At 67.4% G+C, this 13093-nt stretch carries 9 protein-coding genes and 3 pseudogenes; 8 read left to right on the top strand and 4 right to left on the bottom strand.

The window, feature by feature from the left end:
* Nucleotides 1-7 precede the first annotated feature (7 nt).
* The 7 genes and pseudogenes from PIB19_RS07435 to PIB19_RS07465 form a co-directional block, all read left to right on the top strand.
* Nucleotides 8-418, top strand: a complete 411-nt coding sequence (locus PIB19_RS07435; RefSeq protein WP_271240282.1) for an ATP-binding cassette domain-containing protein — start codon at nucleotides 8-10, stop codon at nucleotides 416-418.
* Nucleotides 415-1731, top strand: a complete 1317-nt coding sequence (locus PIB19_RS07440; protein ID WP_271240283.1) for an ATP-binding cassette domain-containing protein — start codon at nucleotides 415-417, stop codon at nucleotides 1729-1731. The genes PIB19_RS07435 and PIB19_RS07440 overlap by 4 nt, the downstream gene beginning before the upstream one ends.
* A 129-nt stretch (nucleotides 1732-1860) precedes the next feature.
* Nucleotides 1861-2991, top strand: a complete 1131-nt coding sequence (locus tag PIB19_RS07445) for an ABC transporter permease (RefSeq protein ID WP_271240284.1) — start codon at nucleotides 1861-1863, stop codon at nucleotides 2989-2991.
* Nucleotides 2992-4095, top strand: a complete 1104-nt coding sequence (locus tag PIB19_RS07450) for an ABC transporter permease (RefSeq protein ID WP_271240285.1) — start codon at nucleotides 2992-2994, stop codon at nucleotides 4093-4095.
* 5 nt (nucleotides 4096-4100) lie between these two features.
* Nucleotides 4101-4592 carry a TolC family protein gene (locus PIB19_RS07455; RefSeq protein WP_271240286.1) on the top strand — a complete coding sequence of 164 codons (492 nt, stop codon included), beginning with the start codon at nucleotides 4101-4103 and terminating at the stop codon, nucleotides 4590-4592.
* Nucleotides 4541-4789, top strand: a pseudogene (locus PIB19_RS07460) (TolC family protein); the annotation flags it as partial. The gene PIB19_RS07455 and the pseudogene PIB19_RS07460, both read left to right, overlap by 52 nt.
* A 169-nt stretch (nucleotides 4790-4958) precedes the next feature.
* Nucleotides 4959-5417, top strand: a pseudogene (locus tag PIB19_RS07465) (TolC family protein); the annotation flags it as partial.
* 92 nt (nucleotides 5418-5509) lie between these two features.
* Here PIB19_RS07465 and PIB19_RS07470 read toward each other — a convergent pair.
* Nucleotides 5510-6208: a FadR/GntR family transcriptional regulator gene (locus PIB19_RS07470; RefSeq protein ID WP_271240287.1), complete on the bottom strand. Its 699-nt coding sequence runs from the start codon at nucleotides 6206-6208 to the stop codon at nucleotides 5510-5512.
* 221 nt (nucleotides 6209-6429) lie between these two features.
* Here PIB19_RS07470 and PIB19_RS07475 point away from each other — a divergent pair, with 221 nt between their 5' ends.
* Entirely contained in the window at nucleotides 6430-6687 is a 258-nt protein-coding gene (locus PIB19_RS07475; protein ID WP_271240288.1) for a hypothetical protein, read from the top strand.
* Nucleotide 6688: 1 nt separating this feature from the next.
* Here the strand turns inward: PIB19_RS07475 and nagE are convergent.
* The 3 genes and pseudogenes from nagE to PIB19_RS07490 form a co-directional block, all read right to left on the bottom strand.
* Nucleotides 6689-8384, bottom strand: a pseudogene (gene nagE / locus PIB19_RS07480) (N-acetylglucosamine-specific PTS transporter subunit IIBC).
* Nucleotides 8381-10840 (bottom strand): phosphoenolpyruvate--protein phosphotransferase, encoded by a 2460-nt coding sequence (gene ptsP, locus PIB19_RS07485; RefSeq protein WP_271240289.1) that lies wholly within the window; start codon nucleotides 10838-10840, stop codon nucleotides 8381-8383. Before ptsP ends, nagE begins: the two are co-directional and overlap by 4 nt.
* A gap of 5 nt (nucleotides 10841-10845) precedes the next feature.
* The gene (locus PIB19_RS07490; RefSeq protein ID WP_271240290.1) at nucleotides 10846-13089 is read right to left on the bottom strand and encodes a beta-N-acetylhexosaminidase; all 2244 of its coding nucleotides are present in this window, start codon (nucleotides 13087-13089) and stop codon (nucleotides 10846-10848) included.
* Between the last annotated feature and the right edge of the window lie 4 nt (nucleotides 13090-13093).

Consider the following 13093-nt stretch of genomic DNA (forward strand, 5'->3'; position numbering starts at 1 on the left):
CTCGCGCGTGACCGACGCCGTCGCCCGTACCTCGGACCTGGTAAAGCGCTTCGGCGCGCTAACGGCGCTGGACGGCGTCAGCATGACCATCGAACCGGGCAAGGTCACCGGGTTGGTCGGCCCGGACGGCGCGGGCAAGACCACGCTGATCCGCATCCTCGCGGGACTGATGGCACCGGGCAGCGGGGAAGTGGAAGTGCTCGGTGCCGCGCCCGGGCAGAAGCTCGACGATCTCGGCTACATGCCCCAGCGGTTCGGGCTCTACGAGGATCTCTCGGTGATCGAGAACCTTACTCTCTATGCGGAAGTGCGCGGGCTCCCGAAAGCGGAGCACAGGGAAAGCTTCGACCGGCTGCTCGACTTCACCGATCTCGCGCGCTTTCAGGATCGGCTGGCGGGCAAGCTTTCGGGGGCATGAAGCAGAAGCTCGGGCTCGCCTGTGCATTGGTCAAGACGCCGAAAGTGCTGCTGCTCGACGAGCCGGGCGTCGGCGTCGATCCGATCTCGCGGCGCGAACTCTGGGCAATGGTCGGCGACCTGACCGATCAGGGGATCGGCGTTTTGTGGTCGACTGCCTATCTCGACGAGGCCGAGAAGTGCGACACCGTCTATCTGCTCAACGAAGGCAAATTGCTGTTCGACGGGCCGCCGGCCGATCTGACCGGCAAGGTTGCCGACCGCGTGTTCCGGGTTACCGGCTTCCAGGACCGCCGCCGGCACTTCCTCACGCGCACGCTCGATCGCGACGAAGTGATCGACGGCACGATCCAGGGCCGATCGGTGCGTCTGCTGATGGCAGAGGGCGCCCCTGCTCCCACGCCCGAGTCGCTCGATGCGGAGGGCGGCGCGGTCGAGCCCGCCCCGCCCCGCTTCGAGGACGGCTTCATCGAGCGGCTGGGCGGCGGGCCCAAGGGCACCAGCGCCCTCGCCGAACGCTATCGCGAGATTCCCGAGAACAGCGAATGCGCGATCGAAGCCAAGGGCCTCACCAGACGCTTCGGCGATTTCGTCGCGGCTAGCGATATGCAGTTCGCAATCCCGCGCGGGCAGATCTTCGGACTGCTCGGACCCAATGGCGCGGGCAAGTCGACCACCTTCAAGATGTTGTGCGGGTTGTTGACACCGACCAGCGGCAGCGGCGCGGTGGCGGGGCATGATCTGCGCCGATCGCGTGCCGATGCGCGCGCCTCGCTCGGCTATATGGCGCAGAAATTCTCGCTCTATGGCGACCTCAGCGTCCGCCAGAATCTCGATTTCTTCGCCGGCGCCTATGATCTCGATCGCGAAGCCGCCAAGCGCGCGATCGAAGCGATGATCCACATCTTCGAGCTGAAGGGGAAGCTCGATGTCAACGCCGGGACGCTACCGCTCGGCTTCAAGCAACGGCTCGCATTGGCCTGCGCAGTGATGCACGAGCCGCCGGTCCTCTTCCTCGACGAGCCTACTTCGGGAGTGGACCCGGTGACGCGACGCGAATTCTGGACGCATATCAACGGGCTGGTCGAGAAGGGCGTGACCGTGCTCGTCACCACGCACTTCATGGACGAGGCCGAATATTGCGACCGCGTCACCCTGATCTACCGCGCCGAGCAAATCGCCACTGGTACGCCGGACGAGCTCAAGGCGCAGGCCGGCAAGCTGGCGGGCCTAGACGATCCGACGATGGAGGACGCCTTCATCGCGCTGATCGAGGAATTCGACCGCAAGCGCGGCGAAAGGGAGGCGGCGTGAAGCGCACTTCTTTTCTAAAGCCCCTCCCCTTCAGGGGAGGGGTAGGGGTGGGGCCTGGCCGTCTCACCGAGACTTTTCGCCTGCCGCACCGCCCCACCCCAACCCCTCCCCTAAAGGGGAGGGGCTTATATGAATATCCGCTTCTCCCTCCGCCGCCTGCTCGCGCTGGTCCGCAAGGAAGGCGCCCAGATCCTGCGCGATCCTTCGACCTTTCTGATCGCCTTCGTGCTGCCGATGATCCTGTTGTTCCTGTTCGGCTATGCCGTGTCGCTCGACTCCAGCCGGACACGGATCGGCGTGGTGCTGCAGGATTCGAGCGCGCCTGCGCTGCGGCTGGCACAGGCCTATCAGACCTCGCGCTATTTCGAGGTCCGGATGGCGCGAACGATCCAGCCGATGCGCGAGAAGATGGTCTCGGGAGACTTGCGTGCGATCATCGTCATCCCCTCCGATTTCGGCGAGGGCGTCAAACAGGGCCGCGCGCCTGCGATCCAGATCATCACCGACGGATCGCAGCCCAACACCGCCAATTTCGCGGCGGCCTACGGCGAGGGCGTCCGCGCGCAATGGGCAGCGGCCGAAGGGCTCGAGCGCAACCCGGGAGCGTCGGAACCGCCGGTCGGCCTGTCGTCGCGCTTCTGGTACAATCCCGAGCTCAAGAGCCGCTATTTCCTCGTCCCCGGATCGATCGCCAACGTGATGACGATGATCGGCACGCTGCTCACTGCGCTCGTCGTCGCGCGCGAATGGGAACGCGGCACGATGGAAGCGATGATGGCCACGCCGATCTCGATGGCCGAGTTCATCGCGAGCAAGGTGATTCCCTATTACCTCCTCGCGCTCGCCTCGATGGCTTTGTGCACCGTAATCGGCGTGTTCGTGTTCGGTGTGCCGTTCCGGGGATCGGTCTTCGCCTTGTTCGTCGTCGGATCCGCGTTCCTGATGCCGGCGCTGGGGCTCGGCCTGTTCATCTCCTCGGCGACCAAGAACCAGTTCGTCGCCAGCCAGATCGCCTTGCTATCGGCATTCCTGCCCACCTTCCTGCTCTCGGGCTTCATCTACGAGATCAGCTCGATGCCGTGGCCGATCCAGGCGCTGACCTATCTGGTGCCCGCCCGCTATCTGATCCCCAGTCTGCAATCGGTGTTCCTCGCGGGTGACCAATGGGCGCTGCTGCTCCCCAACATCTTTATCATGCTCGGCTTCGGGCTGGTGTTCTTCCTGCTCTCGTTCCGCGTCACCCGCCGGAGCCTCGATTAGATGCGCCGGCTCTGGGCCATGATCGTCAAGGAGATGTGGGCGGTGCTGCGCGATCCCAAGTCGCGCATCGTGCTGTTCGTACCGCCGTTGATGCAGCTGTTCATCTTCACCTTCGCGACCACGCTCGACGTCAAGAATGTCGACGTCGCGATCCTTGACCGCAGTTTGGGCGTGCATTCGGCCGAGATCGTCAGCCGGATCGCGGGCAGCCCCAATTTCCGCGAGATCGTGCCGCTCCGGAGCCCGCATGAGCTGCGCGACGCGATCGACAACCAGAAGGTGATCGCCGCTTTGGTGATCGACGAGGATTTCGACCGCCGCATCGCCGCGGGCAAGCCGGCGGTGGTCGGGGTGGTGCTCGACGGGCGGCGGTCGAACGCGGCACAGATCGTCAACGGCTACCTCACCCAGATCGTCGCGGGCGTCGGCGCCGACACGGTGACGCGGCCGGGCCCGCAGGCGCCGCCGGGGAGCGTGGTCACCAACTGGTACAATCCGTCGCTCGACTATATCTGGTTCACGCTCCCCTCGCTGGTCGCGATCATCACTTCGGTCGCCGGCCTCGCCATCACGTCGCAATCGGTGGCGCGCGAACGCGAGCTGGGGACCTTCGACCAGTTGATGGTCTCGCCGCTGCGGGTCCACGAGATCCTGATCGGCAAGATGGTCCCGCCCTTCATCATCGGGATGATCAACGGCAGCCTCTATCTGATCATCGCGCCCCTCGTGTTCGGAGTGCCGTTCACCGGATCGCTTTTGCTCTTCTTCCTCAGTCTAGCCATGTACATGCTCGCGCTGATCGGCCTCGGCATGCTCGTCTCGGCGATCGCGAAGACGCAGCAACAAGCCTTTCTCGGCGTGTTCCTCATCACCACGCCGCTGATCCTGCTCTCGGGCTATGCCAGCCCGATCGACAACATGCCCGATTGGCTGCAGGTCGTGACCTGGCTCGATCCCGCCCGCTATTTCCTCGTCATCGTCCAGGGACTGTTCCTCAAGGCGATGCCGGCCGCCGCCGTGTTCCACCAGCTCTGGCCGCTCGCGCTGATCGCCTGCGCGACGCTCTCCGCATCGGCCTGGCTGTTCCGCGCGCGCATGGAGTGACCGCGATGCCTCGCCTGCCCTTGCTCATCCTGTTCGCCGTCGCTGGCTGCACCGTCGGTCCGGATTACCAGCGCCCCGCGCCGACCGCGGCGAGTCAGGCGTCGTGGCTCGAACCCGGTACGCCCGGCGCAGTCGACCTCGCCTGGTGGGACAGCTTCGGCGATCCGCAGCTCTCGGCGCTGGTGAACCGTGCGCTGGCGAGCGCACCCGATCTCAAGGAGGCCGAAGCGCGCCTCGCCGAAGCGCGCGCGAACCGCGATGCCGTGGCGGGCGGCCGTCTGCCGAGCGTGCAGGCGACCGGCTCGGCCACCGAGAACCGGTTGAGCGAGAACGGCCAGCTCCCGATCGGCAACATCCCGGAGTCGACCGCGAGTTCCGGCTCTTCGACCTCGGTTTCGACGCGAGCTGGGAACTCGATTTCTGGGGCCGGCGCACCCGCCAGACCGAGGCGGCGAACGCGCGCGCAGACGCGGCGCTCTCCGGCCAGCGCGACGTGATGCTGACGCTGATCGGCGAAGTCGCGCGGAGCTATTTCGATCTGCGTGCAGCACAGGCGGATGCCGCCACTGCGCGGGCACTCGCCGCCTCCGACACCGAGCTGGCCCGCCTCACGCAGTTGCGCTTCAACGCCGGGGAAGCGTCGCGGCTCGAACTGGAACGCGCCGAAAGCGCCGCCCGCACCAGCGCGGCCACCGTTCCCGATGCGGAGGCGCGGGCAGCAGCGGGGGCGTACCGGATCGCGGCGCTGATCGGCGCGGCGCCCGAGGAAGTCGCGCCGGAGCTGCGCAAGACAGCCCCTGCCCGCCAGCCCCGATCGCATCCTCGTCGGCATCCGCTCCGAACTGCTCGAACGCCGCCCCGACATCCGCCGCGCCGAGCGCGAGCTTGCCGCGGCCACCGCCGATATCGGCGTCGCCACTGCCGATCTGTTCCCGCGCTTCAGCCTGTTCGGCAGCATCGGCCAGCAGGCGCGCACCCCGGGCGACCTCTTCTCGGGCGACAGCACCCGGCTGCAGATCGGCCCGAGCTTCTCCTGGCCGATCTTTTCGGGCGGCACGATCCGCGCCCAGATCCGCGCCGCCGATGCGCGGGCGCAAGGCGCCGCCGCGCGCTACGAAAAGGCCGTGCTCGGCGCGCTTTCGGACAGCGAGGCGGCGATCAACCGCTTCCTCAATGCGCGCACCGCAGAGACGCAGGCGAGCGCCGCGCTGGAGCGCGAGCGTTCCGCTTTTGCACTAGCCGAGAAGCGTGCAACCAGCGGCGAGGACGACCGGCTGACCTTGCTCCGCGCGCGGGAATCGCTGCTGGCGGCCGAACGTCGGGCGGATCAGGCAAAGGCCGCCAAGGGCCAGGCGGCCGTGGCACTCTACAAGTCGTTGGGTGGGGGTGGCGGTAACCGTCGCCAGAAATCGCCTTACGGCATCAACCGTTTCCGCCCCTGCGACAAATGCCAGCGCATCGCCAGCGCGGCGCCGTCGGCATCCTGCGCGCGGATCGCCTCGACGACCATCTCATGCTCGGTGATCATCGCGCCGATCGCCTCGGGCGGCCGATCGCGCGAGATATCCACGCCGGCGCGAAGGATCCGGTAGATGCCCTCTTCGAGGTGATCGAACGCCGCGACGAAAGCCGGGTTCGCGGTTGCCTCGAAGATCGAGCGATGCAGCACCCAATCCTCTTCATGCGCCGGACCGTTGGAAAGCAACGCGGCGCGGAGCCGTTCCATCGCCGCCTGGATCGTCTCCATCTGCTCGGGCGAACGCCGCATCGCCGCCAGCCGGCACGCCTCCGCCTCGAGCACGAAGCGCACCTCATAGGTACCGAGCGTCGCCGACAGTTCGGCCATCGGCATGTGCGCGCCCAGCCGTTCGGAGGGGCGCCGCATGACATAGGACCCGGCGCCGCGACGCGATTCGGTGATGCCGTCGGCTGCCAGCCGGACCAGCGCCTCGCGCACCACAGTGCGCGACATGCCGAACATCTCCGCTAGCCGCGGCTCGGACGGCAGCCGGTCGCCGATCTGGAGATCGCCGCCGTTGATGATCTCGACGATCTGCGAATAAGCGCGGTCGGCAAGCCGCCCTTCGCCCGCTTGTGCAATTCCCTGTGCCAATCCGCGCCCCTTCCCCTGATGCGAACTAGCCATAACCCAGCCGCCTTGCCAAGCCTGTGTCGGACAAATTGGTTAGACAAGTCGGTCGAATTTCGCGTCCATTGTCCATTGACCTACCGATTTGGGGCGGCATACTCCAAACCTGTCCAACCGATTCATGGACTCGGCCATAAGAGCCGCGGGGATCGGCAAGGATCAGGGACGGAAACCTGGGAGGGGTTATGGACACGATCTGCAGCGCTGCTGCCGTGAATCTGCCGCCGATGAACGCCTTTGCCGAAGTCTATGTACACCGGCCTTCGGCACGCGGCGGGCCCGTGACGGCGCTGTTCGGCCCGTTCGGCGACTGTGCCTTCGTATTGGTCCGCCAGGGCGGCTATGGCGATGCCGAATGCTGGATCGAAAGCGCGACCGGCCGGGTCTCCTATGCCGATTTGCTCGCGGCCGACCGCGCCGGACTGATCCAGCGCGCGACCTGAGCTAGGTTGCCGGCTGAAGCGCCGCCGCAAGCCGCGCGGTGCCGTCGCCGGCGATCAGGTGCACTGGCCGGGCAGCGTCGGCCGGAATCACGATTCCGAGAATGCCGCCGCGCCTGAGCGACGCTTCGTCGAGCTTCGCCGGATCGTTCAAATCCACCAGCAGACGCGTTCCGCGCGCGCGCACCGAGCGCACGTTTCCGGCGCCCAATGCTTTGACGATCGCCGCGACATCGAGCTGCGGAACACTTGGCGGTACGACGGGTCCGGAAGCGATCGCCTGGCGCACTTCGCCCGCAATCTGATCGGCGACGGGACCGAACACCACTTGCAGCCCGCCATTATCGAGCTTGAGCACGCCGCGCGCGCCGAGCGCCTTGAGCCCCCCTCGTTCACTGCCGCGAAGTCCGCCACCACCAGCCGCAATCGGGTGGTACATGCGTCGACGCTGCGGACATTGGCAGCGCCGCCGAGTGCCGCGAGCACTGCGGGTCCGCGTGCGCCCGGTGCACCCTGCGCCGCCACCGGCATCGCTTCGTCTTCCCGGCCGAGAGTCTTCAAATTCCAGCGCCGGATGCACCAGCTGAACGTGGCGTAGTAGATCCAGAAATACACAGCGCCGACCGGCAACAGCAGCAATGGCTTCGTGGCGAGGCCGAAGTTGAGCACATAGTCGATCATGCCGGCCGAGAAGCCGAAGCCCAACCTCACGCCCAGCGCGTCCATCACTACCATCGCGATGCCGGTGAGCACCGCGTGGACGACGAAGAGCACCGGCGCGAGGAAGATGAAGGTGAATTCGATCGGCTCGGTGACGCCGGTGAGGAAGGATGTGAGCGCGAGGCTGAGCAGCAGGCCGCCGACCGCCTTGCGCCGCTCCGGCAGCGCGTTGCGATACATCGCGAGGCACGCCGCGGGCAGGCCGAACATCATCACCGGGAAGAAGCCCGACATGAACGCGCCCGCGCTCGGGTCGCCGGCGAAGAAGCGCTTGATGTCGCCGGTCGCACCGTTGAAGTCGCCGAGCAGGAACCACGGGATGTTATTGAGGATATGGTGGAGGCCGGTGATCAACAGCAGCCGGTTGAGCAGGCCGTAGAGAAACAGCCCGATCGGCCCTGCGCCGAGCACCCAGCGGCTGAGCGTGTCGACACCCACTTCGAACCACGGGAAGCCGATGCCGAACAGCGCCGCACCGAGCAATCCGGCGAGCCCGGCGACGATCGGCACGAAGCGGCGCCCCGCGAAGAAAGCGAGATAATCGGGCAGCTTGATGTTCGAGAAGCGGTTATAGAGCACCCCCGCGGTGATTCCGGCGAGGATACCGGCCGCGACGCTGAGCTTGCCGATCTCCTTGGCGCGCCACGCAGCCTGCTCGATCGCAGGCGCCGAGGCGATGTCGGGCGGGAGATGCAGCAGCACCTTGGCACCCTCGACCGCGACCAGATAGGCGACCACGCCGGCGAGCGAGGCGGCGCCGTGATTCTCGCGCGCGAGACCGACCGCGACACCCGCCGCGAACAACAGGCCGAGATTGGAAAAGATCGCCTCACCCGCCGCAGCGACGAACGGAATGCCGAGCATGTCGGCCTGGCCGAGCCGCAGCAAAGCGCAGCAATCGGCAGCACTGCGATCGGCAGCATCAGCGCGCGGCCGAGCGGCTGCGCCTTGGCGAGAAGGGTTGCGGGTCGAAAGCTCATGCCAATGCCTCGCGGGCGAGCGCGCGGACCTCGGCAGGAGAAACGGCATCACACGCCTTCTCCGCCAAAGCCACGCACGCGTTCATGTCGAGTCTGCGGACGACCGCCTTGATCCCTGGAATGGTGGCCGGAGTCGCCGAGAGTTCGGTGATGCCGAGCCCGATCAGGATAGGCGCAGCCAGCGGATCGGACGCGAGGCCGCCGCACATACCGGCCCAGCGCCCGGCCTCCTTCGCGCCTCGCCCCACTTCGCGGACCAGCCGGAGCACGGCGGGGTGCATCGCGTCGATCCGCTGCGACACTGCGGCGTTCCCGCGATCGGCGGCGAGCGTGTATTGGGTCAGGTCGTTGGTCCCGATCGAGAGGAAGTCGGCCTCGCGCGCGATCTGCCCGGCGAGCATCGCCGCGGCGGGAGTTTCGATCATCACGCCGAGCTGCACCGGTTCAGCAATGCCGAGTTCGGTCTGAACCTCGGCGAGCAGCGCACGGACGGGGCGATAGTCCCCCAGATCGGCGACCATCGGCAGCATGATCCGGCACTGGCCGGCAGGCACGCCGCGCAGGATCGCGCGGAGCTGGAGCCGCATCAGGTCCGGGCGGGCCAGGCTGAGCCGCACGCCGCGCAGCCCGAGCGCCGGATTCTCCTCGCCGCCCATCGGTAGATAGGGCACCGGCTTGTCGCCGCCGATGTCGAGCGTGCGGACGATCAGCGGGCGGTCGCCCAGGGTGGCGGCGATCCGCGAATACGTCTCGCGCTGCTCTTCCTCGTCGGGCGCGGTCTCGCGCTCGAGGAACAGGAACTCGGTGCGCAGCAATCCGCACCCCTCGGCCCCGGCGGCGACCGCGGCGGCAGCGTCGGTGACCGAGCCGAGATTGGCGAAGATCTCGATGCGGGTGCCATCGGCCATGCGGCACGGCTCGTGCGCCTCGGCCGCCTCACGGGCGCGGCGCTCGCGGGTGGCGAACAGGCGCTCGCTGGCTTCCGACAGCGCATCGGGGCTCGGATCGGTGACGATCGAGGCGACATCGGCGTCGAGGATCACTGGCGTGCCGTCGGCGATCGCCAGCACGCCTTCGCCCGCGGCGACCAGCATCGGGATCCCGGCCGAGGCGGCAAGGATCGCGACGTGCGAAGTCGGCCCGCCCGCCGCCGTGCAGATGCCGGCAAGGTTGGCGGTATCGAGCGCGAGGAATTGCGACGGCAGCAGGTCGTCGGCGATCAGGATCGTGCCGGGGCGCAGGGTGGGTGTGCCGGCGCCGGACGTGCCGAGCAATACGGCCACCACCTGGCGCTCGAGGTCCTTGAGGTCGGCGACACGCTCCATCAGCAGCGCATCCCCGGTGGCGCGGATCGCGTCGGATGCCTGCGCGGTGGCGGCACGCCATGCATAAGCGGCGCTGCGGCCTGCGGCGATCTCGGCCTCGGCGGTGCGCAGCAATTCGGGATCGGCGAGCAGCGCGCGATGCGCCTCGGCGATCTCCGCGGCGGTGCCGCGCGCTCCGGCGAGGGTGTCGGCGATTTCGGCGAGCGCCTGGTCCAGCGTCGTGCGCTCGACGGCAATGCCGGCGCCGTCTTCCGGTACGTCCTGGTCGGCGGCGCGCAGTTGCAGCGCTTGTCCGATCGCCAGCCCGGGCGATGCACAGACCGGCCCTTGCGAACGCATGAGGGGCGCGGCTGGCGCATGCGAATGCTCCTCGCCCAGCCCCGACAGGATCAGCTCTGCCACTGCGTCGACCGCGGCGCGCGCGTCTGCACCGACGCCGGCGACCTGCACCTTGCTGCCTGAAGTCACGCCCAGCCCAAGCAACGCCACCGTGCTCCGCGCATTGGCGCTTTTGTTGCCGGCGACCAGCGCGACCTCGGCGACGAAGGGCCGCAGCGCCGCCGCGATCCGCGCGGCCGGACGAGCGTGGATGCCGTGTGCAGCATCGACGGTCACTTCGCGCTCGAAACGTTCCTCGACTGCGGCGCTGCGGACCGCCTCGCGGACTTGCTTGCCAACAATGCGCGCGACCGGGGCCCCGGCCTCCACGAACCGGCCTGTCGCTTCGAGCGTCAGGACATAGCCGTCACTGGCGAGGACCACGGGCGTGATCAGCGCCTTGGCGCCTTCCGCGACGGCGTCGAGATCGAATTCGATCAGCGGGTCGCCCGCGGCTACGCGCTGCCCGGCCACCACCTTTGCCGTGAAGCCCTTACCGCCGAGTGCGACAGTTTCGAGGCCGATATGCAGCAGCAGCTCGGCGCCGTTCTCGAGCCGCAGCGTAACGGCATGCGCGGTATCCGGGACCGATAGGACCTCGCCCGCCGCCGGTGCGCGCAACACGCCCTCGACCGGATCGATCGCGAAGCCGTCGCCCATCATCCGCTCGGCGAAGACGGCGTCGGGCACTGCTTCGAGCGGCGCGAACCAGCCGGCGAAGGGGGCTACGAGTGTGATAGTATCGGCGTTCATATTACTCACGGGACCAACTCGACGGCGTCGATCGCCCAGAGCGGATCGACGCCCTTGGCGGTGTAGGTGATGCACAGAGTTCCAGTCCCGGCGCGCGGCGCGAGCGGGGCGACCAGCCGGGTCAACCCCGGATTGCCAGTGGCCGATGCAAGTGGGAGTACCGCGATGCGCGGGCCCTCGCATTTGTCCGCATATACCACGAATTCGCCTTCGGGCGTCGCCGGCGGCTGGAACTTGATGCCATCGCGATCCTTGCCGACCTGGAAGTTGAACGGGATCTGCCCGACGGTGATCGCGATCTGCTTCGCGTCGCCGACCGGTGCCTTGTCCCACAGCCAGCACGGATTGAAGATATCGCTGACGAAGACCGCGCGCTTGCCCGTCGCCGGATAATCGTCCTCGAGCGCGAGCACGACGCGGTTGGTGCAGGTCTTCAGCGCCTCGTCGCTGCGCCAGCGCACGCTTTGCTGCGTGACCTTCTGTGCGATCGCGCCGATCACGCCGCGGCCCTCATGCACGCTTTCCGCCTTTAGCTCGAACGGCAGCTTCGCCTTGAACGGGCCGGCATAGACCGGCGACTTCGCACCGATCGCGCTGCCGTCGATGGTATAGCGCATCTCCAATCCCGCCTGATTGGCGAGCGAGACGGTGACGCTGTCGCTGCCGGGCGTGTAGTCGACATCGGGTTTTACCTCGAACGCGCTGATAGCCGCGTTCAATCCCAGACCGTGCATCCGCGCCATTTGCGGGATCACCCGATCGATGAAGCCGCCGAAATCGCTCGCGCCCTTCGCCGACCAGCCGATCTCGGCGACCGCCGAGGCCCGCGGGAAGGTCATCCACGCCGCGCGTTCCTCGGTACGCACATGCTCGGTCCACAGATTGGCCTGAAGGCCGAGGACGTGATGCTGCTGCGCCGCGGGGATTTCCGCCGGCACCGGATCGAAGCCATAGATCGTCTTCAAGTCCATCACGTCGAGGCGGCCCGGCGGCTCGCTGTCCCCGGCGCCCTGGCGATGATCGAAATAGAGCGTCGGCGACGGGCTGAGCACTGCGTCGTGCCCCGCTTTGGCGGCAGTAATCGCGCCTTCGATGCCGCGCCACGACGTGATCGTCGCGTCAGCCGGGACTTCGCCGCCTTCGAGGATCTCGTCCCAGCCGATCAGTTTCCGCCCGCGCTTCGTCAGGTGTTCGCCGATCCGGTGCATGAACCAGGCCTGGAGCGCGGTCTCGTCCTTGATGCCGAGCGCCTTCATCCGCGCCTGGATCTCGGCCGATCCCTTCCACTGGTCCTTCACTGCCTCGTCGCCGCCGACATGGATGTACTTCGACGGGAACAAGGTGATCACTTCGTCGAGCACATTCTCGAGGAACTCGAAGGTCTTGTCGTCCACATTGTAGAGCCAGGGGAAGACGCCCCAGTCGCTCTCGGTGCCCGGCGGGATCGCCACGCCGGTGCCGAGTTCGGGATAGGCGCGGATCGCCGCGAGCGCGTGGCCGGGCATCTCGATTTCGGGGACAATCGTGATGTTACGCTGCGCAGCATAAGCGACGATGCTGCGGATCTCATCCTGCGAGTAGAAGCCACCGACCCGCGGCAATTGCGGCGCGCCGGACGCGGTCGCCGGATGGCGCCAGCCCGAGATTTCGGTGAGCTTGGGGTATTTCTTGATCTCGACCCGCCAGCCCTGATCGTCGACCAGATGCCAGTGCAGCGTGTTGAGCTTGTTGACCGCCATCCAGTCGATCAGCTTGCGCACATATGCGGGCGACTGGAAATGCCGGGCGCTGTCGAGCATCAGCCCGCGCCAGCCGAACCGCGGGGCGTCCACGGCGCCGAACGCCGGAATTTCGACCGCGCCCTTTCCCGGCACCTGCGTCATCGCCTGCCACAGAGTGACGGCACCATAGAGCAACCCGGCATCGTCCCCCGCGGTGATGACAGCGCCCCGCGACGTCACCTCAAGGCGATAGCTTTCGGGCTTGCCGCTCGCGGCGCGGACGAAATGGATCGACGGCCCCGATGCCCGCGATCCGACCCCGAGCTTGAACCCGCGCGATTCCGCGATCAGTTCGGCAAGGCGCTCGGCCGCATTGCGTGCCCCGGCGTCCCCGTCCGGCGCCACCAGCGTCGTCTTCTGGCTAACCGCGAGCGCGCCCTTCCCCGCATGCAATTCGGCTGGCACCGGCAATAGCCTGGGCACCTGCGCCAGCGCAGGCGTTGCGGCCAGCACGGCACCGAGCGCCACCAGT

This window comes from Sphingomonas sp. 7/4-4 (assembly GCF_027941955.1).
GTDB lineage: Bacteria > Pseudomonadota > Alphaproteobacteria > Sphingomonadales > Sphingomonadaceae > Sphingomonas.

What these genes read in the sequence shown, in the direction of transcription:
- PIB19_RS07440 (WP_271240283.1), top strand. Translation starts at nt 415, where the DNA reads ATGAAGCAGAAGCTCGGGCTCGCCTGTGCATTGGTCAAGACGCCGAAA.
- PIB19_RS07445 (WP_271240284.1), top strand. Translation starts at nt 1,861, where the DNA reads ATGAATATCCGCTTCTCCCTCCGCCGCCTGCTCGCGCTGGTCCGCAAG.
- PIB19_RS07450 (WP_271240285.1), top strand. Translation starts at nt 2,992, where the DNA reads ATGCGCCGGCTCTGGGCCATGATCGTCAAGGAGATGTGGGCGGTGCTG.
- PIB19_RS07455 (WP_271240286.1), top strand. Translation starts at nt 4,101, where the DNA reads ATGCCTCGCCTGCCCTTGCTCATCCTGTTCGCCGTCGCTGGCTGCACC.
- PIB19_RS07475 (WP_271240288.1), top strand. Translation starts at nt 6,430, where the DNA reads ATGGACACGATCTGCAGCGCTGCTGCCGTGAATCTGCCGCCGATGAAC.
- ptsP (WP_271240289.1), bottom strand. Translation starts at nt 10,840, where the DNA reads ATGAACGCCGATACTATCACACTCGTAGCCCCCTTCGCCGGCTGGTTC.